25 protein-coding genes are annotated in these 26,204 nt (G+C 57.0%); 14 read left to right on the top strand and 11 right to left on the bottom strand.

Going from position 1 to position 26,204, the window contains the following annotated elements:
• Positions 1-67 precede the first annotated feature (67 nt).
• Entirely contained in the window at positions 68-517 is a 450-nt protein-coding gene (locus ACR0AH_RS12930) for a methyltransferase family protein (RefSeq protein ID WP_480592232.1), read from the bottom strand.
• Between the two features lie 196 nt (positions 518-713).
• On the opposite strand from ACR0AH_RS12930, the gene kynU reads away from it, so the two are divergent.
• On the top strand, positions 714-1,907 hold the full coding sequence (gene kynU / locus ACR0AH_RS12925; RefSeq protein ID WP_480592230.1) for a kynureninase: 1,194 nt from the start codon (positions 714-716) through the stop codon (positions 1,905-1,907).
• Here kynU and ACR0AH_RS12920 read toward each other — a convergent pair.
• Complete coding sequence (locus ACR0AH_RS12920) at positions 1,900-2,478, bottom strand: TetR/AcrR family transcriptional regulator (RefSeq protein WP_170397125.1); 579 nt, start codon at positions 2,476-2,478, stop codon at positions 1,900-1,902. The genes kynU and ACR0AH_RS12920 overlap by 8 nt on opposite strands.
• 99 nt (positions 2,479-2,577) lie before the next feature.
• Here ACR0AH_RS12920 and ACR0AH_RS12915 point away from each other — a divergent pair, with 99 nt between their 5' ends.
• Together ACR0AH_RS12915 and ACR0AH_RS12910 are read left to right on the top strand one after the other, a co-directional pair.
• Positions 2,578-3,042: a (2Fe-2S)-binding protein gene (locus tag ACR0AH_RS12915; RefSeq protein ID WP_170397127.1), complete on the top strand. Its 465-nt coding sequence runs from the start codon at positions 2,578-2,580 to the stop codon at positions 3,040-3,042.
• Between the two features lie 3 nt (positions 3,043-3,045).
• Positions 3,046-5,286 carry a xanthine dehydrogenase family protein molybdopterin-binding subunit gene (locus tag ACR0AH_RS12910; RefSeq protein ID WP_480592229.1) on the top strand — a complete coding sequence of 747 codons (2,241 nt, stop codon included), beginning with the start codon at positions 3,046-3,048 and terminating at the stop codon, positions 5,284-5,286.
• A gap of 51 nt (positions 5,287-5,337) precedes the next feature.
• Here ACR0AH_RS12910 and ACR0AH_RS12905 read toward each other — a convergent pair whose 3' ends face one another.
• The 4 genes from ACR0AH_RS12905 to ACR0AH_RS12890 all read right to left on the bottom strand — a co-directional run bounded on the left by ACR0AH_RS12905 (position 5,338) and on the right by ACR0AH_RS12890 (position 10,638).
• Positions 5,338-6,678 (bottom strand): autotransporter outer membrane beta-barrel domain-containing protein, encoded by a 1,341-nt coding sequence (locus tag ACR0AH_RS12905; RefSeq protein WP_480592228.1) that lies wholly within the window; start codon positions 6,676-6,678, stop codon positions 5,338-5,340.
• A 403-nt stretch (positions 6,679-7,081) separates the two neighbouring features.
• Entirely contained in the window at positions 7,082-7,861 is a 780-nt protein-coding gene (locus ACR0AH_RS12900; RefSeq protein WP_170397133.1) for a gamma-glutamyl-gamma-aminobutyrate hydrolase family protein, read from the bottom strand.
• 134 nt (positions 7,862-7,995) lie between these two features.
• The gene (locus ACR0AH_RS12895) at positions 7,996-8,421 is read right to left on the bottom strand and encodes a GlcG/HbpS family heme-binding protein (protein ID WP_170466015.1); all 426 of its coding nucleotides are present in this window, start codon (positions 8,419-8,421) and stop codon (positions 7,996-7,998) included.
• Between the two features lie 81 nt (positions 8,422-8,502).
• Positions 8,503-10,638: a malate synthase G gene (locus ACR0AH_RS12890; protein WP_480592226.1), complete on the bottom strand. Its 2,136-nt coding sequence runs from the start codon at positions 10,636-10,638 to the stop codon at positions 8,503-8,505.
• A 204-nt stretch (positions 10,639-10,842) separates the two neighbouring features.
• Here ACR0AH_RS12890 and pepN point away from each other — a divergent pair, with 204 nt between their 5' ends.
• The 6 genes from pepN to ACR0AH_RS12860 all read left to right on the top strand — a co-directional run bounded on the left by pepN (position 10,843) and on the right by ACR0AH_RS12860 (position 18,735).
• The gene (gene pepN, locus ACR0AH_RS12885; RefSeq protein WP_480592224.1) at positions 10,843-13,398 is read left to right on the top strand and encodes an aminopeptidase N; all 2,556 of its coding nucleotides are present in this window, start codon (positions 10,843-10,845) and stop codon (positions 13,396-13,398) included.
• Positions 13,395-13,823 (top strand): hypothetical protein, encoded by a 429-nt coding sequence (locus ACR0AH_RS12880; protein WP_170397141.1) that lies wholly within the window; start codon positions 13,395-13,397, stop codon positions 13,821-13,823. Before pepN ends, ACR0AH_RS12880 begins: the two co-directional genes overlap by 4 nt.
• A 126-nt stretch (positions 13,824-13,949) precedes the next feature.
• Positions 13,950-15,209: a hypothetical protein gene (locus ACR0AH_RS12875; protein ID WP_170733179.1), complete on the top strand. Its 1,260-nt coding sequence runs from the start codon at positions 13,950-13,952 to the stop codon at positions 15,207-15,209.
• 77 nt (positions 15,210-15,286) lie between these two features.
• A complete protein-coding gene (gene gatB, locus ACR0AH_RS12870; protein ID WP_170424174.1) occupies positions 15,287-16,798 on the top strand; it encodes an Asp-tRNA(Asn)/Glu-tRNA(Gln) amidotransferase subunit GatB in 1,512 nt (503 codons plus the stop codon).
• Positions 16,799-16,951: 153 nt separating this feature from the next.
• On the top strand, positions 16,952-18,190 hold the full coding sequence (gene pepT, locus ACR0AH_RS12865) for a peptidase T (RefSeq protein ID WP_480592222.1): 1,239 nt from the start codon (positions 16,952-16,954) through the stop codon (positions 18,188-18,190).
• A 98-nt stretch (positions 18,191-18,288) separates the two neighbouring features.
• Complete coding sequence (locus tag ACR0AH_RS12860; protein ID WP_170397148.1) at positions 18,289-18,735, top strand: DUF4177 domain-containing protein; 447 nt, start codon at positions 18,289-18,291, stop codon at positions 18,733-18,735.
• A gap of 272 nt (positions 18,736-19,007) precedes the next feature.
• Here ACR0AH_RS12860 and ACR0AH_RS12855 read toward each other — a convergent pair whose 3' ends face one another.
• Entirely contained in the window at positions 19,008-19,250 is a 243-nt protein-coding gene (locus ACR0AH_RS12855) for a glycine zipper 2TM domain-containing protein (RefSeq protein ID WP_170404143.1), read from the bottom strand.
• Positions 19,251-19,748: 498 nt separating this feature from the next.
• Here ACR0AH_RS12855 and ACR0AH_RS12850 point away from each other — a divergent pair, with 498 nt between their 5' ends.
• Positions 19,749-20,921, top strand: a complete 1,173-nt coding sequence (locus tag ACR0AH_RS12850) for a tyrosine-type recombinase/integrase (protein ID WP_480592220.1) — start codon at positions 19,749-19,751, stop codon at positions 20,919-20,921.
• A 140-nt stretch (positions 20,922-21,061) separates the two neighbouring features.
• Here the strand turns inward: ACR0AH_RS12850 and ACR0AH_RS12845 are convergent, their stop codons facing one another.
• Genes ACR0AH_RS12845 through ACR0AH_RS12830 form a run of 4 tightly spaced genes read right to left on the bottom strand, consistent with a single transcriptional unit; the run spans position 21,062 to position 23,990 of the window.
• Positions 21,062-22,567, bottom strand: coding sequence for a DUF3987 domain-containing protein (locus ACR0AH_RS12845; RefSeq protein ID WP_480592218.1), 1,506 nt, complete (start codon positions 22,565-22,567; stop codon positions 21,062-21,064).
• Positions 22,564-23,454, bottom strand: coding sequence for a toprim domain-containing protein (locus tag ACR0AH_RS12840; RefSeq protein ID WP_480592216.1), 891 nt, complete (start codon positions 23,452-23,454; stop codon positions 22,564-22,566). Before ACR0AH_RS12840 ends, ACR0AH_RS12845 begins: the two co-directional genes overlap by 4 nt.
• On the bottom strand, positions 23,451-23,651 hold the full coding sequence (locus ACR0AH_RS12835; RefSeq protein WP_480592214.1) for a hypothetical protein: 201 nt from the start codon (positions 23,649-23,651) through the stop codon (positions 23,451-23,453). Before ACR0AH_RS12835 ends, ACR0AH_RS12840 begins: the two co-directional genes overlap by 4 nt.
• A gap of 3 nt (positions 23,652-23,654) precedes the next feature.
• A complete protein-coding gene (locus ACR0AH_RS12830; protein ID WP_480592212.1) occupies positions 23,655-23,990 on the bottom strand; it encodes a hypothetical protein in 336 nt (111 codons plus the stop codon).
• Between the two features lie 165 nt (positions 23,991-24,155).
• On the opposite strand from ACR0AH_RS12830, the gene ACR0AH_RS12825 reads away from it, so the two are divergent.
• The 4 genes from ACR0AH_RS12825 (at position 24,156) to ACR0AH_RS12810 (ending at position 26,147) form a co-directional block, all read left to right on the top strand.
• Positions 24,156-24,641, top strand: a complete 486-nt coding sequence (locus ACR0AH_RS12825) for a phBC6A51 family helix-turn-helix protein (protein ID WP_480592210.1) — start codon at positions 24,156-24,158, stop codon at positions 24,639-24,641.
• Positions 24,634-25,080 (top strand): hypothetical protein, encoded by a 447-nt coding sequence (locus tag ACR0AH_RS12820; protein ID WP_480592208.1) that lies wholly within the window; start codon positions 24,634-24,636, stop codon positions 25,078-25,080. The genes ACR0AH_RS12825 and ACR0AH_RS12820 overlap by 8 nt, the downstream gene beginning before the upstream one ends.
• A gap of 144 nt (positions 25,081-25,224) precedes the next feature.
• Positions 25,225-25,449, top strand: coding sequence for a hypothetical protein (locus tag ACR0AH_RS12815; protein ID WP_480592206.1), 225 nt, complete (start codon positions 25,225-25,227; stop codon positions 25,447-25,449).
• Complete coding sequence (locus ACR0AH_RS12810) at positions 25,449-26,147, top strand: hypothetical protein (protein WP_480592204.1); 699 nt, start codon at positions 25,449-25,451, stop codon at positions 26,145-26,147. Before ACR0AH_RS12815 ends, ACR0AH_RS12810 begins: the two co-directional genes overlap by 1 nt.
• The last annotated feature ends 57 nt before the right edge of the window (positions 26,148-26,204 follow it).

The following is a 26,204-nucleotide window of genomic DNA, read 5'->3' as shown; positions in this document are numbered from 1 at the left end:
ATGTATCCTGCGCAAGATTATTTCGCAAGCGCAGCAATTATGACGCTGTGTCATGATGACCACACCCTTATATCCATCGTCTGGTCTTGCGTTCATACCGGGCGAAATCGGCGCGGAATGTGCGGCGCAGACGGTCTTCCTCGGGTATGATAAAGCGGCGTTCCAGCACCCAGACAAAAACCGGGATCAGCACCAGCGACAACACCGCGTCAAAACGCAGGATCAGCCCGGTAAGGATCAGCACATCGCCCACATAGATAGGATTGCGGCTGCGCTTGTAAATCCCGGTCTGCACCATGGTCGAGGGTGTTTCGTGCGGAAAGACCGTGGTTTCGTGCCGGCGGAACTCAATCACCGCCATCACGGCCAGAATGATACCGCCACCGATCAGTATGCCGCTGAGCAGATCTGTCACCGCCCCATCCAGAGACAACCCCAGCGGCAACACGCGGGCCTGGACCCAGGCGAGCAAGGCAAAGCCCACAAGCCAAACAGGTGGTATGTCGATCAGGCGCATGGCTGTCCCTTCACGCGGCGACACATGGTGGCAAATGTCGCTTCTGATCGCTCTCCTATCGTTTTCTGACCGCATTGGCAAAAGCGCAGGGTGTCGCATCGACCCAGGGCGCTGGACAACCCGCACCAATAGACAGACACAACGGTATCAGATAGCCAGTTACAACCTGACTGTTTCAGAAAGACAAAGCCTCGCCATGACCGATTTCGCCAAAACCAAATCCATGTTTCACCTGCCCGAGGGCGTTCTTTATCTCGACGGTAACTCTCTGGGCCCATTGCCGAAATCAGCCGGTGACCGTGTCGGAAGCATGATGAAGGACGAATGGGGTCAGTTGCTGATCACCGGCTGGAACAAAGCCGGGTGGATGGGCATGCCGACCGGCCTGGGGGATCGGATCGGACGGCTGATCGGGGCAGAGCCCGGCAGCGTCGTGGTGGGCGATACTCTGTCGATCAAGGTTTATCAGGCGGTCGCCTCAGCGCTGGAACTGAACCCGACCCGCAAGCTGGTCCTGTCGGACAACGGCAACTTCCCGTCGGATCTTTACATGGCAGATGGGCTGTTGCGATCACTGGGGACGGATTACGAACTGCGCGTGGTCGATCCCGAAAACGTCGCTGCACATATCACCGAAGAGGTCGCCGTTCTGATGCTGACCGAGGTCGATTATCGCTCCGGCCGTATGCATGACATGAAGGCTTTGACCGAACTGGCCCACGCGAACGGTGTCGTGACCGTCTGGGACCTTGCCCATTCTGCGGGGGCAATCCCGGTCGATCTGTCCGGTTGCAACGCGGATTTCGCTGTTGGCTGCACGTATAAGTACCTCAATGGCGGTCCCGGCGCGCCAGCGTTCGTCTATGTCGCTACGCGTCTGTCGGATCGCGTGCGCCCGGCGCTTTCGGGCTGGTTGGGGCATGAAGCCCCCTTTGCCTTCGATCTCGACTATCGCCCCGGCGCGGGAATCGAGAGGATGCGGGTCGGAACCCCTCCGGTCATTCAGATGGCAGCGCTGTCGGCAGCGATGGATATCTGGGACATGGCTGAAATGGCCGATGTGCGCGCCAAGTCAATCGAATTGACCGAATTATTCATTACCCGGGTTGAGGCTACCTGCCCGGGATTGACACTCGCAAGCCCCCGCGATCCAGCCCAGCGCGGAAGTCAAGTATCGTTTCATTTTGATGAAGGATACGCTGCCATGCAGGCTTTGATCGCGCGTGGCGTGATCGGCGATTTCCGAGCGCCCGATATCATGCGGTTTGGCTTCACACCGCTATATGTCGATGAAGGGGATGTAGAACAGGCCGCCCAAATTCTGGCCGATATCATAACCAACAAGCTGTGGGACAAACCGGAATACAAAATCCGTCAGCGCGTCACCTGACCTCAAGCGCCGCGCCCAAAAGCGTGGCCAATTGCGAAATGCCTTGTTCGAACTCTTCAGCGCTGGAGGCTGTCATCTTGACGCCCTTCAGCGATGTGGTGATTGTCTTTGCGGCCTCATCCGGGCCGACAGGCAAATGCGCGCGACCTGCCGCATCCTCGCGCCGTAACCATTCGGCGTAAAGTCGCGTCAATTTGGCCTCGCCCTCCTGAACGATATCCGTCGACATGGATTTGGTCGCGTCCAGCATTTCAAGCCCATGAGGTGAGGCCAAAATTTCAGCCATCCCGTTTGATTGCGCCTCGATCGCCTGAGCGAGGATCTGAGGCAAAGGACCTTCGCTGGCCAAGGCTTCAGCGACTAGGGTAACTTTCTCGCCATAATAAAACTGCGTCAGTTCGCGAACGATGGCCTCTTTATTCTTGAAATGCAGATAGACCGCAGGCCGGGACATCCCTGCCCCTTTGGCAATGTCATCCATCGAAGTTTTCTTAAACCCATAGGTCGCAAAGGCCTGAAATGCCGATTTCAGAATGGCCGCTGTCTTGGAATCTTCACTTACACTCGTCATGCGAGAACCTCTGACACTTCTTGTTCATTTTGTCAATTGACAAACTGACACTTTTCATTAATTATGTCAGAAACCAGCCAAAGCTAAGAGAGGTGCGCCATGGCGACGGCCCTTAAGATCAACGGAAAGACCCATCAGGTTGATCTGCCTGATGATGTGCCCTTGTTATGGGTTCTGCGTGATGAGGTTGGACTAACCGGTACCAAGTTCGGCTGTGGTGTGGCTGCCTGCGGTGCCTGCACCGTTCATATTGATGGTGAGGCCGTGCGGTCCTGCCAGGTAGCGCTCTCGGATGTTTGGGGTGATGTCACCACGATCGAGGGGCTTGGCACGCCTGACGCCATGGCAACGATCCAGAAGGCCTGGGTTGACCACCAAGTGGCCCAATGTGGTTACTGCCAGTCGGGCCAGATCATGCAGGCCGCATCGCTACTGGCTGAAAACCCGGCCCCAACGGACGAAGACATCGACGATGCGATGCAAGGCAACCTTTGCCGCTGTGGCACCTATCCTCGCATCCGCGCGGCCATCCATGATGCCGCTGCCAAGTTGAAGGAGGCTTGAGCCATGGGACGTATCGGTAAAATCGTTCGCCGCACATTCCTGATCGGAACTGCCGCCATCGTAGGTGGAGTGGCCTTCGGTGCCTACTACGTCACGCGTCCAGCTGCGAACCCGCTGAAACCGCGTGACGGGGAAACCGCGCTTAGCCCCTTTGTTCTGATCGACCAGCAGGGCGTGACCCTGTTCGCCCCCCGCGCTGAAATGGGTCAGGGCGTTATGACCACCTGGGCAGCACTGATCGCCGAGGAGCTGGATGTTGAGCTGGACGAAATCCGTGTGCTGCACGGACCTGCTGCTGCCGCCTATTACAACCATGCTCTTATGGGGGAAAGCCTGCCAGGCAAGGGCTATGACATCTCGGATTTCCAGCACAATCTGGGTGAGGCACTGGGTGTTCTGGGCAAAACGTTAAGCCTGCAGGTTACCGGCGGCTCAACCTCGATGAAAGACGGGTTCGAACGGATGCGGATGGCCGGCGCTACTGCGCGAGAAACCTTGAAGCAGGCTGCCGCGGACCAACTGGGGGTCGATCGCGATCAACTCATGACCGAAAATGGTGCTGTGGTTGCCCCGGATGGCACGCGCATTCCCTTTAGCGAACTGGCCGAGGCCGCAGGCCAGATCGAACCGCCCGAGGTTTCCCTGCGTGATCCGTCCGAATGGCGTTTGATCGGCAAATCCCTGCCCCGCGTCGACATTCCGGGCAAATCCACCGGCACCGCCACCTTTGGCATCGATGTACGGCCAGAGGGCCTGAAATTCGCCTCGGTCCGCATGAACCCCAAGCTGGGCGGGGCAATGAACGGCTTTGACGCCAGTGCTGCAGAAGCCATGCCCGGCGTTGAAAAGATCGTCGATCTGGGCACGGGCGTCGCGGTGATTGCCAACAACACTTGGCTTGCCATGCAGGCGGTCGAGGCGATTGACGTGGATTGGGGCGATGCCCCCTATCCGCCCGATACTGATGCGGTATTCGCGCAAATTGCCAAGGCGTTTGATGACGCCCCGAACTCGACCATGCGCGATGAAGGCGATGTCGAAACGCTTCCTGAAGGTGCCACCGAGATTACGGCAGAATATACCGTGCCCTATCTGGCCCACGCCACAATGGAACCGATGAACGCCACGGCGCTCTATACCAGTAACAAGCTGGACCTGTGGTGCGGCAATCAGGCCCCGACCCTGATCCAGATCCGCGCAGCCAACACCGCCGGTCTAGATACCGAAGCGGTTGAGATTCACACCACCTATCTGGGCGGCGGTTTCGGCCGCCGGGGCGAGTTGGATTTCGGCGAGATCGCCACAAAGGTCGCCATGGCCATTCCAGGCACCCCTGTGCAAACGACGTGGAGCCGCGAAGAGGATATGCGTCACGATTTCTACCGCCCCGGCGCGATGGCGCGCATGCGGGGGGCAGTGAAGGATGGCAAGGCCGTTCTGATCGACGGTAAGGTTGCTTCGCAATCCCCGACCCACCAAGCGGTCGAACGTGTGACGGGTTTCTCTGGCGGCGGCCCCGACAAGGTTCTGGTCGAAGGCTTTTTCAACCAGCCCTACGCGGTGCCGAACTACAGAATGAGTGGTCACGTTGCCGATTTGGCTGTACCGGTTGGTTTCTGGCGCTCGGTCGGCAACAGCCACAATGCCTTCTTCCACGAGACCTTCCTGGATGAAATGGCCCATGCCGCCGGGCGCGACCCGCTGGAGTTCCGGCTGGAGTTGGCAAGGTCCGAGTTCGCCCCGGCTGCGGGGTGCCTGGAGGCCGTGAAAGAGATGTCAGGCTGGACCGGCAAAACCCCCGATGGTGTCGGACGTGGCGTGGCAATGGCCTACAGCTTTGGCACCCCTGTCGCACAGGTCATCGAAGTGGTGGACGAAGACGGCACCATCCGCATCAACAAGGCCTGGATCGCCTGCGATGTCGGCTTGGCTTTGGATCCGGCGACGGTCGAGGCGCAGATGATCGGCGGCATGATCTACGGATTGTCTGCCGCCGTTCAAGAAGAGATCACCTTTGCCGATGGTGAGGTCGAACAGTATAATTTCCCGGATTATGATGCGTTAAGGATGCAAAGCACACCGATCACGGAAGTCCGGATACTCGAGACCAACAAACATCTGGGCGGTGTCGGTGAACCGGGGACACCGCCGTCGATGCCCGCTTTGGGCAACGCGCTGTTCGACCTGACCGGCCAACGCGCGCGCAGCTTGCCGCTGAACAAGCAGTTCGACTTGCTCGTATGATCAATTTGCGCCGACCCGGCTCTGGGTCGGCGCTCGCTCTTTCTGATGGCCTTAGAAGTTGACAGAGAGAAAGATTGCAGCTTCCGTCGCTTCAAAATCACTTTCGAACATGTCGAGATATCCGATTGAAGCCTCCAGAAACACCGTCTTGCTTGTGCGTCCTCTCACACCCAAACGGGTTGACCAAACAACATCATTGTCAGTGTTTGCAACTGTTCCACCCCCTAAGTTCTCGCGTTCAAACCAATAGGTCGCGCTGAGCGATGCATAAGGTGAAATGACAGAGCTGCCATTGAAGAACGGACGACTTACTTCGACCTCGGGCGTTAGGGCACTGTATTTTGCTTCTTGGATTTCACCAATAAACTCGGCTGGATTTCCCAGATACGTCCCGGTGAGATCGTAATCCTCGGCACTGTAATTATAGTAATCAAACGAGATCGACGGACGAATTAAGTAAGCTCCAGCCTCATATTGTCCGATTGCCTCGAGATTCGCGCGCCAACGGGTGCGATCAAAATCACCGCTCAGCTCCAGCACATCCACATCCGTGGAGAAGCGACCGATCGTGGCGAGACCGTTTAGAACCCACCTCTCAGACATCCGCCAGGCGAAATAGGGTCCGATCGCGAATCCCGAAGTATCCTGAGAAAACTGCCCCTGAAAGCCGTCCAGCTGAGTGTTTTCGTATTCAAGCTGCAAACCAAGCACGAGGTTTTCTTGGACAAGACGGTCGATCCCAATTTCGAAAAAGCTGTCGTTCACATCCAGTTCGCTGTTTCCACGGGTGTCTTCAATGTCTGTGTAGGTGAAATTGGTCCATACATTCCAAACAGATTCTGGCCCAAACTCGCGCCCCTCCGTCAGCGGAGGGCCGACAACCGGATCGCACAAGGCAGGGTCAAGCTTACCCGTCGCATCCGCCACGCAGGCTTGGTCATCGCCCGATGGTCGCCCACTTACGTAGAGCGGATTAACGGGTCGACCTGTCTCGCCTATGTTGCCAATTCCACCGCCCGACCCTCCGGAACCGCCACCAGAGCCACCACCGGATCCGCCACCAGAGCCACCACCGGATCCGCCCGAGCCGCCGCCACCGCCGAAGCCACCCCCGGAACCGCCGCCTCCAAAGCCGCCCCCGCCTCCGAATCCGCCACCTGATCCACCCGAGCCGCCGCCACCGCCGAAGCCACCCCCGGAACCGCCGCCGGATCCACCCGAGCCGCCTCCGTTTCCTCCCCCGCCGCCACCATTGCCACCACCCCAACCCGGCAGCGTCCAATCTCTTTTTTGGTTTTGCGTATCGATCAGACAGTCGCGCCCATTTGGTGCCCCTCCGCGTTTGAACAGACGATGAACGCCCCCTGATCCATTAGATACGAAGGGAGACAAGCTTAGATGAACTCCAGGCCGAGATCGGCTCCAGGTATCAACGGTCGTGTTGCCCTGTGCAGCCTCCAGACGAAAAGCACCGCTTTCCGTCTGCGATAACCACAATGAGGATGAAGAGTCAGGTGTTCGCCCGATGTAAAGCAGGTCTCCGGCCGAGCTGCATTGTTGCGCATGCCCAGCAGTTCCCAGGACCGCCAAAAAAAGTGCCGCAGGAACGAATTCTCTTAAACCGCGAGGGTACTTTCCTGAAAAGCTGTGCATGAACTTCTCCGAACCCAGTCAGATTTGAATATGGCCAAGGGTATCTCGGCGCAAATTCGCGGTTCAGGGAAGATATCCAATTATCTTTTTATTCGAATGTTGCCGGCAAACCTTAGAACGATCCATCGACAGATTAGCGTGACTATGCAGACTGCCGGATCGCCCCGACCGTTTTCGCGTTTTTCCAATCGTATACGGCGCGACCAAATTCCTTGAACAATGGCCGCGAGACCGGGTCATTCGCCGCGTCCCATTCAGGGTGCCATTGGACCGAAAGGGTAAAGCCGGGGGCATCCTCGACATAGATCGCCTCAGGCGTGCCATCAGGCGCGTGGCCATCGATCACCACATTCTCGCCCAGCGTCTTGATCCCTTGTCCGTGTAACGTATTGGTCATAACTTCGGCCGCGCCCAGCAGGCGGTGGAACACACCACCTTCGGTTAGCGACACAACATGGCGCAGAGCAAACTTCTCCTCCAAAGTGCCGTCGGGTGGCATCCGGTGGTTCTGACGCCCCGGGAGGTCACGAATCTCAGGGTAGAGCGTACCACCCAAGGCGACGTTTACTTCTTGAAACCCGCGACAAATCCCAAAGAACGGCTGACCCCGCTCAGCACAAGCCCGGATTAAAGGCAGCGTGATTGCATCCCGCGCGCGGTCAAACTCACCATGCGCCTCGGTCGCGGGCTCGCCATATTCTTCGGGGTGAACGTTCGGACGGCCGCCGGTCAGCAGGAAGCCGTCGCAAACCTCGAGCAACTCATCAACCGCTACATAACGCGGGTCGGCGGGGATCAGTAGCGGCAGACAGTCAGACACGTTCGAGACCGCCTCGGAATTCATCGTTCCGCCCGCATGGGTCGGATACTGATCATTCATCAGATAAGAGTTGCCGATTATTCCAACGACGGGGCGCGCCATTCCAAGTCCCTTGTATCGCTCATTTCCTGCAAAACCTATCGGCAGGTTTGGCCGCGCGCAACGGCACAGACCCTGCATGGTAGCGCAAGCGCGTGTTCAGCGACGCACATCCCTGATGAAGTTCGATAAAGGGGTCAGATCTCGCCCGTCAACCCAGCGGCTTCGATACCTGCCAACGCGGCCGCTGCGTCATTATCCGAAGTGTCGCCGGTTACACCTACGGCACCAACCACCGCACCCTTGCGGTCACGCAGCAGCACACCGCCAGGAACCGGAACAACCTGACCGCCATAAACCCCGTTCACGGCCGCCATGAAATAGGCCTGCCCTTCGGCCCGCTGCATCTGCGCGGTCCCCGCCATACCTAGCATTACCGATCCGTAAGCCTTGCCATGTGCGATTGCAAAACGCCCCGGCGCGGCGCCATCTTCGCGTTCGAACGAGATCACGTGGCCTCCGGCGTCCAGGACAACAACCGAGAGCGGTTTCAGCTCCATCTCGCGCCCTTTTTCCAGAGCTTTACGAATGATGGTCCGCGCTTTGCGCAATGAAATGTTCATGCCCGATCCTTTTCATCTGGCCAAAAATACCTTCGGGGGAGCACGAGGGGGCAGACAGCCCCCTCGTTCCTGCCCTTGCCCCTAGCTCAAACTTGCCTTCAGTTCCAGGCGACGGGCGTGCAGCACAGGCTCGGTATAACCCGAGGGCTGCACCCGCCCCCGGAACACCAGATCACAAGCCGCCTGAAACGCCACCCCGTCAAAACCCGGTGCCATGGGCCTGTAGGCCGGATCGCCTTCGTTCTGACGGTCCACTACCGCGGCCATTTTCTGCATGGCCGCCATCACCTGTTCCTGACTGACCACATCGTGGAGCAACCAGTTGGCCAGAGCCTGCGAAGAAATCCGGCAGGTCGCGCGGTCCTCCATCAGACCTATGTCGTTGATATCCGGAACTTTCGAACAGCCAACACCCTGATCAATCCAGCGCACAACATAGCCCAAGATTCCTTGTGCGTTGTTTTCGATCTCACGGGTGATCTCACCAGCGCTGAGATTACGCCCGCCCAGCAGAGGTATGGTCAGCAGATCATTCAACGTACCACGAGCCCCACCAGCGGCCAATTCATCCTGGCGCGCCATCACATCGATCTTGTGATAGTGGGTTGCGTGAAGCGTTGCCGCAGTAGGTGACGGCACCCAGGCGCAGGTTGCACCGGATTGCGGGTGGCCGATCTTGGTCGCCAGCATGTCCGCCATCCGATCGGGCATGGCCCACATACCCTTGCCAATTTGCGCTCTGCCTTTCAGGCCGCAGACCAGTCCGATATCCACATTGCGATCCTCGTAAGACGCAATCCATGGCGTATCCTTGATATCGCCCTTCGGCAGCATCGGGCCTGCTTCCATAGAAGTATGAATCTCATCCCCAGTCCGATCCAGGAATCCGGTATTGATAAAGGCCACGCGCGATTTTGCGGCCCGGATGCATTCCTTGAGGTTGGCCGATGTGCGCCGCTCTTCATCCATAATGCCCAGCTTCACCGTATTGCGCGGCAGGCCCAGGATATCCTCGACCATGTCGAAAATCTCGACCGAAAACGCCACCTCCTCGGGCCCGTGCATCTTGGGTTTGACCACATAGACAGACCCCTTGACCGAGTTCCCGCCCTCGCGCTTCAGGTCATGCATGGCGATCAGCGTTGTGCAGAGCGCGTCCATCAAACCTTCACCAATCTCGCGCCCTTCGGCATCCAGCACTGCGGGGTTCGTCATTAGATGGCCCACATTTCGCACCAGCATCAGCGACCGACCTTTCAGAGTGGCTGGCGTGCCATTCGGAGCCATGTAGGCCAAATCCCCGGCAAGCTTGCGCGTGAAGGTTGTGCCGCCTTTCGTAACCTCTTCGGTCAGGTTGCCGGCCATCAAGCCAAGCCAGTTTCCATAGGCCAACACCTTGTCGGTCGCGTCGACACAAGCAACAGAATCCTCGCAATCCATGATGGTCGAAAGCGCGGATTCCAAACGGACATCAGAAATACCTGCAGGATCGGTGGCGCCAATTGTGCTATGCGCATCAATCCTGACTTGAATGTGCAACCCGTTGTTGCGCAGCAGTACAAACTCCGGTGCTTCAGCTGCGCCAGCGTAGCCTGCGAACTGAGACGGGTCGGCGAGCTTCGGTATTAGCGCACCGTCCCTAACGCTTAACCCGGAGACCTCCGCCCAGGACCCTTCGGATAGCGGCACAGCCTCATCCAGGAACGCCTTGGCCCAGGCGATGACCCGCGCACCGCGCCCGGCGTCATAAGCCTTGCCTGTCGGCAGATCGCCTAACGCATCTGTTCCATAAAGCGCATCATATAAACTGCCCCAGCGCGCATTTGCGGCATTCAACGCAAAGCGCGCGTTGGTGATCGGCACAACCAATTGCGGTCCGGGGATTAGCGCGATTTCAGGGTCGACACTGGCTGTCTCGATCTCGAAATCGTCGCCTTCCTCTACCAGATACCCAATCTCACGCAGAAAAGACTGATATTCAGCCGCGTCAATGGGCAACCCCCGCCGCGCCGCGTGCCAGCCATCGATCCGGCCCTGAATGTCAGCCCGCTTGTCCAGCAGCGCCCGGTTTTTCGGCCCAAGTTCATTGGCCAAGCGCGCCAGACCCGCCCAGAAATCAATTGCCGAAACTTCCGTGCCCGGCAGCGCCTTCTGTTCGATGAAATCCACCAGAACCGGGTCAATCTGCAGCCCGTTGCGGGTCTCTCTGCTGCTCATATTCCGAATCCCCTACGATTGTGTGCCATTGTATGCGCTCCTCAATTAGGGCGTTCGTTTCCGATAGGCAACTTCTGTCCCGACATGAGGGGCATTTGACCCAGCGCGAACCGTCTCAAATGAACAGCGGCAATGGCACATCGGTTGCAGCGTCCGCGCGAAGCCCATAACGTCTCGCCAGATTCCCAGTCGATGAGGCCCCCGATGCGCGACGCCGCCCCCACAACGATTTATCTGAAAGACTACACTCCGTTCGGGTTTCTAGTGGACAGTGTGCATCTGACCTTCGATCTGGCCGCACACGCCACTCGCGTCACTTCCCGCATCGCCTTCCGTCCGAACCCCGAAGCGACCGACCGCACGTTTTTTCTGCATGGCGAAGAGCTAAAGCTGATCCGTGCCGCAATTGATGGCGACGTGATCACGCCTGAGGTGACCACCGAAGGCCTCACCGCACCGGTTCCAGACGCGCCTTTCGTGTGGGAGGCCGTGGTTGAGATCGATCCCGGCAATAACACCGCGCTTGAGGGGCTGTATATGTCGAACGGCATGTATTGCACCCAATGCGAGGCCGAAGGGTTTCGCAAGATCACCTATTACCCCGACCGCCCGGATGTGATGAGTGTATTCACCGTACGCATTGTATCCGACACACCGGCGGTTATGCTGTCCAATGGCAACCCGGTCATTTCTGATTGGAACAGCGCGGAATGGCACGATCCTTGGCCAAAACCAGCCTATCTCTTTGCACTCGTTGCTGGAAATCTGGTGGCCACGTCAGACAACTTCACCACCAAATCCGGTCGCGACGTCGAATTGAACCTCTGGGTCCGCCCTGGTGATGAAGGCAAATGCGCCTTTGGCATGGAAGCCCTTAAAAAGTCAATGAAATGGGATGAGGACGTCTATGGCCGCGAATACGATCTGGACGTGTTCAACATCGTGGCCGTGGACGATTTCAACATGGGCGCGATGGAGAACAAGGGGCTGAACATCTTCAACTCCTCCGCCGTTCTGGCCAGCCCTGAAACCTCGACCGACATGAATTTCGAACGGATCGAGGCGATCATCGCACATGAGTATTTCCACAACTGGACCGGCAACCGCATCACCTGCCGCGACTGGTTCCAACTGTGCCTGAAGGAGGGGCTGACCGTGTTCCGCGATGCGCAGTTCACCTCGGATATGCGCTCGGCTCCTGTGAAACGTATCCATGATGCCATCGACCTGCGCGCGCGGCAATTCCCCGAAGATAACGGGCCACTTTCACACCCGGTCCGGCCCGAGAGTTTTCAGGAAATCAACAACTTCTACACCTCAACCGTCTATGAAAAAGGCGCCGAGGTGATCGGGATGCTGAAACGGCTGGTCGGAGATGAGGCCTACAGCAAAGCACTGGACCTGTACTTCGATCGCCACGACGGGCAGGCCTGCACGATCGAAGATTGGTTGAAAGTATTCGAAGACACCACGGGCCGCGACCTGACCCAGTTCAAACGTTGGTACAGCCAATCCGGTACCCCCCGTGTCTCAGTTGCCGAAGACTGGACTGATGGCACCTATACCCTGACGCTGCGCCAACGGACCGAGCCGACGCCGGGACAAGAGGACAAGCAACCTCAGGTCATCCCTATCGCTGTGGGTCTGCTTGGCCCGAACGGGGACGAGATACGTGCGACCGAAGTTCTGGAACTGACCGAAGCCGAGCAGAGTTTTACCTTTACCGGTCTCGCGGCCAAACCTGTGCCCTCGATCCTGCGTGATTTCTCGGCCCCTGTGATCCTTGAACATGAGATCAGCAATGCCGAACGCGCCTTCCTTCTGGGTCATGACACCGACCCGTTCAACCGCTGGCAGGCAGGGCGGTCGCTAGCCGAGGACACCCTGCTGCGCATGATCACCGATGAGGCAACGCCTGATACCGACTACCTTGACGGCTTGCTGGCAGTGCTACGGAATGAGGCGCTGGACCCGGCCTACCGGGCACTGATGCTGGGTCTGCCGACGCAATCGGAACTGGCCGCAACACTATTTGACAAGGGCATCACCCCCGACCCGATGGCGATCTGGCGAGCGGTTGAGACTTTGCGTCAAGCCACGGCGCAACACGTTCAAGACCTGCTCCCCCGTCTGAACAGTGAAACTCTGGTGGACGCGCCTTATCAGCCGGACGCTGAACAATCAGGCAAACGCGCCTTGGGCAGCGCGGCGCTTGCGCTGACCTCGAGACTGGATGGAGGTGCCAAGGCCGCAGAGCAATATGCAGGTGCTGACAACATGACCCTGCAGTTGGCCGCGTTGTCTTGTCTGCTCCGCGCGGGCAAAGGCGAACGTGAGCTGGCCGCCTTCTATGATCAATGGCAGCATGACCGGCTGGTCATGGACAAGTGGTTCGCCATGCAGGTCTTGATGACCGGACCGGAAAAATCGGTTGAGACCGCGCACAGGTTGACCGAGCATGCTGATTTTAATTGGAAAAACCCAAATCGTTTCCGCGCCTTGATGGGATCCCTGGCAGGCAACCACGCAGGCTTCCACCAAGCGAACGGAGCAGGTTACGCGCTGCTGGCAGACTGGTTGATCCGACTTGATCCAGTAAACCCGCAGACCACCGCCAGGATGTGCAGCGTGTTCCAAACTTGGAAACGCTATAACGCCGACCGTCAGGCCTTAATACTTGCACAACTGAATCGCATTGCCGACACGCCGAACCTGTCCCGGGACACGACCGAAATGGTCACGCGCATCTTGGGCGCATGACCGCGTTTACGTTCACTCGACAGAACCGAAATCAGCGAACGGTTCTGATCCTGATCGGCGTTTACGCGATGTTGATCGCTTTGATGATCCTGCTGAACGCGGTCTGGTGGCTGATGGCGCTTCTGGCCCTGACTACCCTGCCCGCGCTGTGGGATGTCATCAAGGACACCAGCGCAGGTATGGAGCTGACCGATGAAACCCTGCGTTGGCACACCGGCCAACGTCAGGGACAACTCAAGCTGTCCGAGGTGGATCGATTCCGGTTTGACACGCGGTGGGATTTCTCGGTGCGCGTCTCAGCGGTTCTGAAATCCGACAAACGCGTGCGTTTACCCGATGAATCACTGCCACCACACAAGCAATTCGAAATGGTCCTGAATCAGGCGGGATTCGCGGTCGAACGACATCATTTTAGAGTTTTCTGAAACGATTCATGGAGTCTGGGCCACATTGGCACCTGAATCGCGGGTTCTCCGCGACGCAGTCTTGATTTGAGCAGATTTTTTGGCAAACTGGACGGGTTACAAGTTTGTTCCAGTTCGAGTTTTGCCATGTTTTGGTCTTTGAAGGCTTTTGCCGCCCGTATTGTCGGTTCTTCTGATCCCACCCCTACACCTCTGCCTGCGTCCGTCGCCGATGCTACTGCATGGCTTGTCGCCTCGGGGCAGTTGAACATCCCAATCGCAGAATCAGATGAAAATGATGCGATCGGGCATCAGGTGATCGAACGTGGCCGCCATCTGGCGCGGCAGGATATGTGGGCAGAACTGTCGCTGGAGATGCGCGCTGCAGATGAGGGGCGCAAGGCTACCCCTTGCGGGCAGCCGATCTCCGAGCTGTTGGCATTTGGGGCCCGGTCCGATGTGGTTTTGGCGGCCGAGCACGCGCTGTCGGACGGCAAAGCACTGTCAGACTATGATCTGCTGGGCGGGATCTCGGAATTGGAAGGCGAGATTCAGAACCATCCCGATGATCCGATGATCACGCTTGTGGTTGCCTTGGCCCATATCGATTTGGCGTGGGCCTGGCGCGGGACGGCGCACCCGGACACGCTGCCGGCGCTGCACCAATCCCGTTGTGCCGCGCATTTCGACCGGGCTGCTGCGCTGCTTCCGAAATGCCGCGCTGCGCTGCCCGACAGTCCGGCGATTGCTGCAGCGGATTGCGCCTTGCTGGCAGGACACATTGATCCGCGCACCCGCGTTGCTGATAAATACGAGGCCCTGATCACGCTGGATCCCCAGAACCATCGCCACATGCGTGCGATGGGCAGCCACCTGCTGCCGCGCTGGTTCGGCAGCTATGAACAGCTTGAGGTGCAAGCCTTGCGAAACGCCGCACGGACCCAGAAAAATTGGGGTGCGGGTGGGTATACCTGGGTGCAATTCGACGCCATCGCGCTGGATGACGAGGCCTGCGCGCGGGTGGATGTCGAATACTTCATTGAAGGTTTGCGCGATATCGTTGCACGTCGTCCGGATCAGCAGACAATCAACCTGCTGGCGGCCTATTGCTCTGTCACACTGCAGAACAGAATGGGCCAGAACCCGCGCGCCGATATCGCCCGCAAACAGATTTGCGAGGCCGCAAACTGGCTGATCCGCGATCACATGACCGAACTGCATCCGCTGATCTGGGCCCATGCGGCTAACGGGTTCAATAACAGCCTTCGCGTCAACTCGGCCGAGCGTTTTGCCGCCCGTGGTCGCCGCGATGCGCTGAAGGCGATCGCCAATCTGTTGCGGGATGAGTTGCGCAGTGGGCAGAGTGTGACCTTTACACCGTCGGGGCTGCAGTTCTCGGGGAACTAAAGCGCCATTGCCCCTTGCCCCTTTGGCGCGCCGGGCCTAATACGCAGGCTTAGACTTCTGCGGAAATGAGGCGCGCCATGCTCGACCTGACATACGAAATGCCCAAACCCAAAACCATTGCCGGGGCCAAGCACGATTGGGAACTGGTGATCGGGATGGAGGTGCACGCTCAGGTCTCATCCAATGCCAAGCTGTTCTCGGGTGCATCAACCCAATTCGGGGCCGAGCCGAATTCGAACGTGGCCTTCGTGGACGCTGCGATGCCCGGCATGCTGCCAGTGATCAACGAGTATTGCGTTGAACAGGCCGTGCGCACCGGGCTGGGTCTGAAAGCGGATATCAACTTGAAATCGGCGTTTGACCGCAAGAACTATTTCTACCCAGACCTGCCGCAGGGTTACCAAATTTCCCAGCTTTATCAGCCTATTGTGGGTGAAGGCGAAGTGCTGGTCGAAATGGGTGATGGAACCGCGCGTATGGTACGGATCGAGCGTATCCACATGGAGCAGGACGCGGGCAAATCGATCCACGACATGGACCCGCATATGTCCTTTGTCGACCTGAACCGGACCGGTGTGTGCCTGATGGAGATCGTTTCGCGCCCCGATATTCGTGGCCCAGAAGAGGCCGCGGCTTACATCGCCAAGCTGCGTCAGATCATGCGTTACTTAGGCACCTGCGACGGCAATATGCAGAACGGCAACTTGCGGGCGGACGTAAACGTTTCGATCTGTTTGCCGGGTGCTTACGAGAAGTATCAGGAAACACAGGACTTTTCGCACCTGGGCACGCGCTGCGAGATCAAGAACATGAACTCGATGCGGTTCATCCAGCAGGCGATTGAGGTCGAAGCCCGCCGTCAGATCGCAATCGTCGAAGCGGGTGGCGAGATTGATCAGGAAACCCGTCTGTATGACCCGGACAAGGGTGAGACACGCTCGATGAGATCTAAAGAAGAGGCGCATGACTATCGCTACTTCCCTGACCCCGATCTGTTGCCGCTGGAGATCGAACAGGCATGGGTGGATGACATCGCCGCCAATCTGCCCGAGCTGCCAGACGATAAAAAAGCTCGTTTTATCAGTGCGTTCGGCCTGACCGACTATGACGCATCGGTGCTGACCGCCGAGGTGGAATCAGCGGCTTATTTCGAAGAGGTCGCCAAGGGGCGCAGCGGCAAGCTGGCCGCGAACTGGGTCATCAACGAACTGTTTGGTCGCCTGAAAAAAGAAGACCACGACATCACCGAGTCTCCGGTGTCTCCGGCTCAGTTGGCGGGTATCATTGATCTGATTTCGTCGGATGCCATCTCGGGCAAGATCGCCAAGGATCTGTTCGAAATCGTCTATACCGAAGGCGGTGACCCGGCGCAGATCGTTGAAGACCGCGGCATGAAACAGGTGACAGATACCGGCGCGATCGAGGCCGCTTTGGACGAGATCATCTCGGCCAATCCGGCACAGGTTGAGAAGGCCAAGGTGAACCCGAAACTGGCCGGATGGTTCGTCGGTCAGGTGATGAAGGCCACCGGCGGCAAGGCCAACCCGAAGGCCGTTAACGAACTGGTCAGCAAAAAGCTGGGTTCGTAAATCTTCCGAGTTGTACAAACACCGGACAGGGGTTTGTTCGACTTGTACATAACGAAAACTTAATTTCAGAGCGCTCAAATCGGGCAAGCCATCGGCTTGACTCCCCGCCTGAATGCGCATTCTCATCTCGCCAAGTCAGAGAGGTGAGCATCTATGAAAAATCGTTTCGATCAGGAACTGGAAACCCGGCTGGTGCGCTATGCCGCCATCGACAGCCAGAGCGATGAGACCTCGCCATCGACCCCCAGCACCGAAATCCAGTTCGACATGCTGAACCTGCTGAAGCAAGAGCTTACCGAAATCGGTGCGCAGGATGTTGAGATGACTGGTGACAGCGTCGTGGTGGCAACCATCCCCGGTACGGCCGAAGGACCGACCATCGGGTTTCTGGCGCATGTCGACACCGCGCCTCAGTTCAACGCAACCGGGGTCAAGCCGCGGGTGATCAAGGGGTATAATGGCGGCGAAATTACATTCCCCGATGACCCCGATCTGGTGCTTTCGCCCGAAGAACACCCCTATCTGGCCGAGAAGATCGGGCATGACCTGATAACCGCCTCAGGCACCACGCTACTGGGGGCTGATGACAAGGCGGGCGTTTCGATCCTGATGACGATGGCGCGACACCTGCTTGAGAACAAGGACCTGCACCATGGTCCGATTCGCATCGCCTTTACCCCGGATGAAGAGATCGGACGCGGTGTTACCGAACAGCTGCCCAAAGATCTGGGCGCGGATTTCGCCTATACGCTGGACGGGCAGGAACTGGGTGAAATCGAATACGAAAGCTTCTCGGCCGACCGAGCGGTGATTAAGATCACCGGCGTGTCGATCCACCCGGGACTGGCCAAGGACAAAATGGTAAACGCGGCACATCTGGCTGCAAAGATCGTGCAGACCCTACCTCAGGCAACGATGACGCCCGAGGTGACGGATGGGCGCCAGGGGTTCATCCATGTCACCGATATGAACGGCGGCTCGTCCGAGATGGAGATAAAACTGATCCTGCGCGATTTCGAGATGGATGCGCTGGAAGCCCAGCGCGAGATCGTCCGACAAGTCTGCGCCGCCGTACAGGCCACCGACCCGCGTGCGACCATCACCTGCGACATCTCCCATCAGTATCGCAACATGCGCTATTGGCTGGAAAATGACATGACGCCGGTTGATCTGGCCCGCGAGGCCTGCCGTGAACAAGGGATCGAGCCGGTCTCGGTGCCGATCCGGGGTGGCACCGACGGCTCGCGCCTGACCGAATTTGGCACACCGACACCTAATATCTTCACGGGTATGCAGTGTATTCACGGACCGCTAGAGTGGATTTCGGTGCAGGACATGGCAGTCGCTACAGAAACCTGCTTGTCACTCGTAGGCAAAGCAGCGCGGAGCTAAGGCCACAGTGCGGGCCGAAATTCGCCAATGCGCGATCTTGGCTTTCGCCCGCCTGTCAAAATGTTAATTTGCCCCGACACGGCAATCAGGACCAGTTGATGCAGCGCTACGAATACAAAGTTGTCCCCGCTCCGCAAAAGGGCACCAAGGCGAAGGGCGTGAAAACGCCCGAGGGCCGGTTTGCCACCTCGATCGAGCAACTGCTGAACCAGATGGGACAGGATGGCTGGGAGTATCAGCGCGCCGAATTGCTGCCCAGCGAAGAACGTTCGGGGCTGACCGGGTCAACCACCAACTGGCGCAACGTGTTGGTTTTCCGCCGGGCTCTGGCGTTGGAAAAACCTGAACAGCCCGAACTCGTCGAAGAGGACACCGCCCCAACCGCGCGCGCAGTCCCGGGACCCGAAGAGGTTTTGGCCAAAACTCCTGCCGCCCCTGCCCCAATCTCGGAAGAGCCCGAAGACCCGCCCTTGTCTTTGAAGCCTTCGGACGAAGTGGCAGATGACGAAGTGCGCCCCGAGCAAGCACGCCCAGCCGAGCCGTGATTGGATAACAATCAATCGAAGGATACCGCGCGAACGGGCAAGGCCCTTATAACCTGCCCCATGACGGTTATGCTTTGTCAGTTCCGACCCGCGAACCCCATCGGCGAGAAACGACGCAGTAAGGGGATTGCTGCTGAGCCAGTTGACCTTGAATTTGGCACATCTAGGAAGCTAGGCGCGCAACCGCCAGACAGGGCAACTAAATGACCTGCGGAACCAATAATTGCGGAGCCAAAAACGAGCGTGGGGTAAGAGGGTTTATTGCAAGGTTATCAATTGCATGCTGATTGCCCTGCATACATCCCAGCGCCTGCACCTGCTGCAGTCGCGAGTGTCTTGCCTGTACCGCCACCGAACCGATTTCCAACCACTCCCCCAAGGGCAGCGCCACCAAGGATTCCCGCAGCGCAGCGAGCGTCTTGCTGTACCTGCGCCTGAGTTGGCGTCGTCGGAGCCCCGCAAGCAGCCAAGAGCAGTGAGGTCGCAAGCGCACAGGTTAACAGTGCTTTGTTCATCTCGATTGCCTCTCAAATACCAAATAGTTATCTGAGTAAGTGGCTCTGGCGCGTCTAGCGTACAAGATATCAGCGTCTGTTTGATTTGAGATTAATCAAAACTTAATAAAGAAGACTAAGGGTCGAGCGCTTAATACGATATTTGCTGGTTTCCGATGGTTGCGGGTGCCGGGTTCCTGGTAAACCCCGACATTGGATGGCCGCGTACTAATTGTAGAAAACGGGCGATGAGCGCGGAGCATCACAGTAAGATTTGACGCACAATAAAGCGCGACTTCTGAGTCTTTTGTTCCCCTATGTTTCCCCCAAGACCACATAGGTCGCGAGCCAGATCGAGCAAATATACATAGATATCTGAAGAGATGGTGCCCCCACACGGACTCGAACCGCGGACCTACTGATTACAAATACTGTGACCCTACTTAGACTGCAGTTGACTAAGGTATAGTTATTCCTTGTTTCTATGGATATTCTTTACTCCTTCACATATCTTGGTTGATGAAGGTATATAGAATAGGGAGCCGTGAAGGAGCCGTGGCGTTAGTTTCTAAAGAGCTGAAGACCTTACCAGTGGGCGATCATCGTGACAGCCAAGGGCTGATGTTGCGTGTGAACAAGAATGGCTCACGCACATGGACACTGGCCTATGCGCAAGGCCCTAAGCGCAGAAAGATGAAGCTGGGTGAATATCCCGGCATGACGCTCTCTGAGGCCCGCCAGAGGACCGCTGAGGTGCGCATGGCTCTGCACAGGGGTGAAGACCCGCAGGCGGCGGCTGAGGGCGTTCCTACAGTGTCTGAAGCTGTTGAGCTGTATCTCTCTCATCTGAAGGTAAAGAAGAAGCGCAACGGGGCTGGCATGTCTCCTCGCTACATAGAAGAACAGCGGCGCGCCCTGCTTCTTTTGACTGAGGCGCATGGTCATAGAAAGATCACTGAGCTGACAGCAGTACATGTGGACGCCGTAGTCACCCCGCATGAGAAAGCTGGCAGACAAGCCAGAGCCTCTGCACTGTTCCGGTATTACTCGGCTTTCCTCAGTTTCTGTAGGGCAAGGCCCCAGCGCTGGATCAAAGAGAATGTTCTGATCGGTGAAGAAGGACCTGTGCAACCTCGTGCGCGTGAGCGTGTCCTGTCAGACCAAGAAGTCTCAGACATTCTGAACTGTGGTGACAAGACAGCAATCATGCTTCTGGTGCGCCTGCTCTTTTACACCTGCGCGCGTCGCACTGAAGTGGCCAACATGAAGTGGAGTGACATCGACTTTGAACGCTGTGAGTGGACCATTGAAGACACCAAGAATGACAACGTGCTGGTGGTTCCACTGGTTCCAGCTGTCATGGCTCTGCTCAGTACCCTGCCTCGGGATGGCGAATACGTGGTTGGAAACAAAGACACAGCTTTCTCTGGTTTTTCAAAGGCTAAGCGGAGAATTGACCAGCTGTCAGGTGTCTCTGATTGGAGGCTTCACGACATCAGAAGAACCTGCACAACCATGATGAGCAAGCTCGGAATACCAGCGCATGTGAGGAAGGCATTGCTCAATCACAGCGAGGGTGGAGTACATGGAATTTATGACCGTTATGACCTCATGATAGAGCGGCGAGAGGCACTTGACGCCCTTTCGCGTCATCTTTCTGGCCAAAATCAAATCACATCAGCGGCGTCTTAATCTATCGCCGCTGAGAAAATATTCTCAAAACATCGGGAAAGTAGCTTGCGCGCGAGGCATATCTCACGCGCAGCTGGCCTTGGTTCTATCTGACATATCTGCTTACGCGCGAGGGGATAGGTTTTTTCCTTCTTTTTATATTAATCCCACTCACTCTCTTCGCGCGCACAAGCAGATGTGTCAGATGGGCGGGGTGCGGCGCTATCCTCACCGATCATGGCGCGGACATCTGCGTTCTCCTTGACCCAGCGCTCACGGACATGCGCATACGAGGTGTGAACCTCTGGATTGACCGCATACCGATTGTCTGCGCCCCATATCCATCCATAGAGCGAGAGGGCGTGCAGCGCGCGTTCCACCAAGTCTTTGCGCCCTGCCTTGGCTGCGCCTCGGCACAGGCGCACGTTGGTTGTCATGTCGCCATATGTGAACTCAGCCAGCTCCTTGGTGACAATGTATCTGCCCATTGTCTTCACCATGTCGCCAAAGCGCTTGACCTTCTCACCTTCCACTTCCATTGCCCTGTATGACAGCCATCGTGCGTTCTCACGGTAGTACCGTTCCCACAGGTTCATTGCTGCCATTAGGCAATCCAAGCCGATGCGATCAGGGTCAGACGCATTCCCGCACATGACATCCCAACTGTGCAACACCACAGCGATGCGCCAAATCTGAGACTGAGCTTTGCCGCTGAACTGCGTAAACAGATCACCGCCCGTTGTGTCACTGGCTTGCGCTGATTGGTATGAGCGCAGCGTTTGGCCAAGTTCATAGGCATCATCTGTCAGCGTGAAGTGAGGCTTTGCCATTGGGTCGCAACGATCCGCAAACAGGCGCTTAATCAGCTCATCATACCCATCGGCTTTGACCTCAATATCGCTGTCAGTCTCCATCGCTGAGATGGGCGACAAAAGCATACGAGGCAGGAAGCCATCAGGATTGAACATCTCGCGCTTGGTCATAAGGACATCTGTTTGCATGGTGCCAGCCACTGACACGGCACCAAAAGCCAAGTGCAAATGGCCATGCGTCTTGGTGTGTCTGGTGACTTCGCTGCCATTCCACAGCTCAAGATAGTTCTGACGATCATCGCCATTGCCACCCCGATACTGGTTGAACCCAGAAATCCAGCCGATCAACTCATCACGCAGAATGGCACCAGAACCAAGCATGGTTTCAACGTGCTGGAAGACAGCTTCAAAGGTGTTGGCAGACGTATACATCTGGAACTTGGAGGGAGGCTTATCCTTATTGTCATTCATCACCTCCCATTTTTCCAAATCACCCTTGTACTTCAGTTCAATCCCCTTCTGGATTGCGAAGTGCGGCCACCAACCTGTCTTGTTGGTTGATGACTTGTTTGCGCTGGCCTCGCCCAGAATGGTCATCCAGATTGTGGGTGACATGACATGCGAACCACGCCGCTTGGTTTCTACGCCGCGCCTCTTGTCCATCGCTGCGCTGGTGGCGGCGAGGTGGGATGAAAACACCCCACCCACATCACCGCCAATCATCTCAGCCTTGGCCATGATTGTGTCTTCCATCTCAGGCCATCGGCTAAGCAATCCCACCGGGAATGGCACCTGAATAGGAGAGCCAAACGGATCAAACACAATGGGGTTGGTTTCGCCGAACTCTATATTCATACTGTCTCCCCCATCAGCACGTCATTCCAATCCGCACCTCCTTGATCCGGCTTAAAAACTTCAGAACCGGGGAACTTCTCCTTCAGTTCTTCTGCTTTCTTTAAACCAGCCCGATCACCATCAGCAGCAATGAACAGCTGATCCGGTTCGCCGTGGTTCCAGTTAGGGAGATTGCCTGAGTGACCCGCTGCCCAGATCGTCACGTCAAAGCCTGACAGCTCAGCGGTGTGCAGCTGCGCAAACGACAGAGCATTCTCAATGCCCTCACCAACAACGCACAGCTTCTGACCATTCCTTTTGACTTTGCGCCCCACCCGACAGGCGGAGCCTTTGTGCTGGCCTCCTTTGACGAAGGGTTTGACCCCCGGCAGGTGCGGGTAGATTTTCTGAACAGTCGAAGGGGAGCCATCAGGCAGCTCGTAGAGGGCCACAATAGCCTTGGCCTTGGTGTTGGCCCTCAGAGCCACGTACCGCGAATCTAGCGTGATGCCACGGCTGCGCAGATAGCGGCCCACGGCAGGGCCACGGGCTGAGCTTTCCCATACCCGTCTGGCTACGGCTGGCCAGACTTCGGTTGGAGGCGTGAGCGGCACAACAGGCGCTGGGGCAGATGAAGGTGGATCGCCAAGGAAACCCCGTATCCAATCCTTAGCCGCAGCGAAGTTACCGCCGACATGATCGACCACAAGATCAACCATGTTGAATGTTTCACCTTCGCTGTGATCGTGCAGCACCCCATGAGGCAGCAGCACTTTTGATCCCTTCCGGCCCCAGCGTGGATTGCCTGAGTAATTCTGATTGGGCGGGCCAAGGATTGCGATGCAGACTTCCACCGCACGGTTGCTCAGCTGGTCCCGTTCATCGGGCGTCAGATTGGTATACCTCACAGCAAATCCTCCGTATCGGAAGACTTGTCATGGCCAACAGGCGTAGTACCTTTGGGGGTGCTACGTTCTTCCTGATGAGTGGCGCTTTTGGTGTCGGGGCTGTTGGCGTTGCCCCGACGCTTCTCCGGCTCAGGAGCCTGCGCACGGCGCAGAGCGTCCAAGGTGGCCCACGATGGGCGACGATATGACCTCCGCATGACTCACGCCGCCTCCTGCTGAGACAGACCGATCAGAAACCAGCAGTACATGTAGAGCGCCAGCTCAGTAGAGAACCTGTTCTTGGCTACCTTAAAGCCGTGCACGATCTTGCCGTCTGGCTTGTAGACTTTGACCGTGTTGTCAGGCAGGCCAACGTATTTGTGCCAGTTGGCATACTTCACCAAGTTGGCGGTTGTTATGCCCCCGCGCACTGCATCACGCGCAGCGGTGACAGCAGGGTCTTCATCCGGTTTGTAGGGTTTGGCTACAGCCTCAAGGCCAGCAAGTGTGTTGAAGAATTGCGCACGTTCCGCAGCTTCCCTTCGAATGTCCTTCATTTTTCCACTTTCACAGCGCAGCAGACACACCAATGCCGCCGGTTTCATACTGTGTGTGGATTTAGCCAACCCCATACTGCCCATTTAGAATGGAACTATCAACTACATTTTGGGCTAAGTCGTTATCACTTCAGGTTTTTTGTCTATATCTGGTATTTGTCGCACATGAGCGATTTAGAACCTGTCTCCGAGCTTACTCCCAACCAGATGACTGCCATTGAGATGATGGCCAACGGCACGAACATTGACGAGATTGCCGACCATCTCGGCGTTCATCGCAGCTCTGTCTATCGCTGGCGTAACAGTGAGGCTGGCATCAGGTACTTCGACACCCTAATGACCAATCGGTTCCGCGATGTGCTGCCCGGTGTACTGGGTGTCATGGTTCAGAAGATACATCACCCCAAATCCAACCTGATGGCTGTGGTGAAAGGGTTTGAGGCTCTGAGCAACCGTGCTGGCTTTCCAGAGGAGAAACACCAGCAGGACATCAACGGCGGTCAGCCGCTTGGCATTGAAATCAATCTCGGTGACGGCGTGAACGTCAACTTGGACGGCAAGCGGACTGAGATGGATGAGCTGCGTGAGGAGAATGAAAAGCTGCGGCAGATGCTGGAAGCGAGAACCATAGATCATGTCAGCGATGAGTAGCTTGGACCTTTGGCGTGGACGCCGGCAAAAACCCCTAATCAATGGCAAGGCAACAGAAGCCAAGAGCTTCAATGAGCAGCTGATCCATGAGGATCGTATGCGCCGGATTGAGACCCCACCCAATCACGGCCCTGATCCCAAGCCACAGCGGCCTGAGAAGCTCAGAGAAACCACCTTCCAGCCGCTTAAACTGGAAGAGCCACCCTCGCCTCCTGCGGCCAGCGTATTGGCTGAGAACAAGCCCAGTGAGGCGGGGGCGGCACCCAAGTGCGGTTGCTCAGTAAAACATCATGAACGCCCACGTCACATCGAAGCTGAAGCCCGCAAAGCGGAGACTGAGCGCCTCAGTCAAAAAGAAAGATCGAAGCGCAATAAGTACACACCGAAACGCAAGCTCACACCGGGGAAAACCAATGGCCCAAAAACACGTACCCGTTAAGGAGGAAACTCCGAAGACACTTCTGAAACCCGAACACATCAAAGTGCCTGAGAGGGGATTAAAGCGTGAGCCTGCTTTGCCGCAGCAGCGCATTGTGAGCCCTCACGCTCCATTCGGCGGCAGGGACACAAGAGGGATGAGGAAATGATGAAGACGTTTCAACAGCTGGTCGCCAGTGGAGACAGTGAGGCTCAGTTCATTCAGGGCGTGATGGAAAGCCAAGACTATCGGTCGATGAACAACACGGTCCACAGCCAGAATGCGCGTGAAATCGTGACTTCCTACTTTCGTCGCACCTTTGGAACAGGTGACGCAGACGGAATGCGTCAGAACAACACAGTGTCGCGCGGCACATGGGAGGAAGAATAATGCCAAGTGAATATCAAACGCTGACTGCCGCCTATGACGCCGCAGTCAAAGCCGTGGCCGATGCGGACCTGCAAGTCACTGAAGTGGAGGTGAAGCTCAAGTCTGCCAAAGACGCATCCAAAGTCACAAGCCTTGATCTGAAGGATGTAGACGCAGCCTCAAAGCGCCGCGCAGACGAGCTGAGCAAAGTGATTGTACTGCGTGACATGCTGGACAAAGCCAAAGAGGCTCACACCGAAGCACAGCAGGCAGCCAAGGCTGCGCTGGATGCGGTTGCTGAATATGAGTATGCGCAAGCTCAGCGTGACATTGAGATGTGTCTGAATGAGCTGATGCCTCACGTTGTCGCCGCCCATGACATCATTCGGGACATGGCGCTGTGCTACCACAAGATGCTGGATCGCCAGCCTGTGGCCTCTGTGCAGTCGCCGCTGGATCAGATGCTGACAGACGTTCTTGAGATCGCCCGACGCGGTGAGAATTACAAAGGCAGCACCTCGCACCGGAACCTGAATACCTTTGAAAAGGTGCGTGAGTTCTATGCGGGCAAAATGGGCAGTGCGCATGGATTGCAGGTACACAAACACATGTCTGCCAATGACAAGTGGCACCAGCAGCCGCGTGACAGTGAAGCCTTCAGGAAAGGGCTGAAGGGTTACATGGATCAGAAGGCCAAGAGGGGCAAGAAGTGCGCGTAACTGAACAGGTCGATGCCTCCTAGACTTTCACGGCGGATTCGAACTCAACTCACATTG

It is taken from the genome of Ruegeria sp. AM5 (assembly GCF_056540645.1).
The sequence above is the reverse complement of the archived record's forward strand: the minus strand, read 5'-3'. Positions and strand labels throughout refer to the sequence as shown.

Bases quoted from the DNA above. Each gene is read 5' to 3' on its own strand.
- ACR0AH_RS12930 (WP_480592232.1), bottom strand. From the start codon at position 517: ATGCGCCTGATCGACATACCACCTGTTTGGCTTGTGGGCTTTGCCTTG.
- kynU (WP_480592230.1), top strand. From the start codon at position 714: ATGACCGATTTCGCCAAAACCAAATCCATGTTTCACCTGCCCGAGGGC.
- ACR0AH_RS12920 (WP_170397125.1), bottom strand. From the start codon at position 2,478: ATGACGAGTGTAAGTGAAGATTCCAAGACAGCGGCCATTCTGAAATCG.
- ACR0AH_RS12915 (WP_170397127.1), top strand. From the start codon at position 2,578: ATGGCGACGGCCCTTAAGATCAACGGAAAGACCCATCAGGTTGATCTG.
- ACR0AH_RS12910 (WP_480592229.1), top strand. From the start codon at position 3,046: ATGGGACGTATCGGTAAAATCGTTCGCCGCACATTCCTGATCGGAACT.
- ACR0AH_RS12900 (WP_170397133.1), bottom strand. From the start codon at position 7,861: ATGGCGCGCCCCGTCGTTGGAATAATCGGCAACTCTTATCTGATGAAT.
- ACR0AH_RS12895 (WP_170466015.1), bottom strand. From the start codon at position 8,421: ATGAACATTTCATTGCGCAAAGCGCGGACCATCATTCGTAAAGCTCTG.
- ACR0AH_RS12890 (WP_480592226.1), bottom strand. From the start codon at position 10,638: ATGAGCAGCAGAGAGACCCGCAACGGGCTGCAGATTGACCCGGTTCTG.
- pepN (WP_480592224.1), top strand. From the start codon at position 10,843: ATGCGCGACGCCGCCCCCACAACGATTTATCTGAAAGACTACACTCCG.
- ACR0AH_RS12880 (WP_170397141.1), top strand. From the start codon at position 13,395: ATGACCGCGTTTACGTTCACTCGACAGAACCGAAATCAGCGAACGGTT.
- ACR0AH_RS12875 (WP_170733179.1), top strand. From the start codon at position 13,950: ATGTTTTGGTCTTTGAAGGCTTTTGCCGCCCGTATTGTCGGTTCTTCT.
- gatB (WP_170424174.1), top strand. From the start codon at position 15,287: ATGCTCGACCTGACATACGAAATGCCCAAACCCAAAACCATTGCCGGG.
- pepT (WP_480592222.1), top strand. From the start codon at position 16,952: ATGAAAAATCGTTTCGATCAGGAACTGGAAACCCGGCTGGTGCGCTAT.
- ACR0AH_RS12860 (WP_170397148.1), top strand. From the start codon at position 18,289: ATGCAGCGCTACGAATACAAAGTTGTCCCCGCTCCGCAAAAGGGCACC.
- ACR0AH_RS12855 (WP_170404143.1), bottom strand. From the start codon at position 19,250: ATGAACAAAGCACTGTTAACCTGTGCGCTTGCGACCTCACTGCTCTTG.
- ACR0AH_RS12850 (WP_480592220.1), top strand. From the start codon at position 19,749: ATGAAGGTATATAGAATAGGGAGCCGTGAAGGAGCCGTGGCGTTAGTT.
- ACR0AH_RS12845 (WP_480592218.1), bottom strand. From the start codon at position 22,567: ATGAATATAGAGTTCGGCGAAACCAACCCCATTGTGTTTGATCCGTTT.
- ACR0AH_RS12835 (WP_480592214.1), bottom strand. From the start codon at position 23,651: ATGCGGAGGTCATATCGTCGCCCATCGTGGGCCACCTTGGACGCTCTG.
- ACR0AH_RS12830 (WP_480592212.1), bottom strand. From the start codon at position 23,990: ATGAAGGACATTCGAAGGGAAGCTGCGGAACGTGCGCAATTCTTCAAC.
- ACR0AH_RS12825 (WP_480592210.1), top strand. From the start codon at position 24,156: ATGAGCGATTTAGAACCTGTCTCCGAGCTTACTCCCAACCAGATGACT.
- ACR0AH_RS12820 (WP_480592208.1), top strand. From the start codon at position 24,634: ATGAGTAGCTTGGACCTTTGGCGTGGACGCCGGCAAAAACCCCTAATC.
- ACR0AH_RS12815 (WP_480592206.1), top strand. From the start codon at position 25,225: ATGATGAAGACGTTTCAACAGCTGGTCGCCAGTGGAGACAGTGAGGCT.
- ACR0AH_RS12810 (WP_480592204.1), top strand. From the start codon at position 25,449: ATGCCAAGTGAATATCAAACGCTGACTGCCGCCTATGACGCCGCAGTC.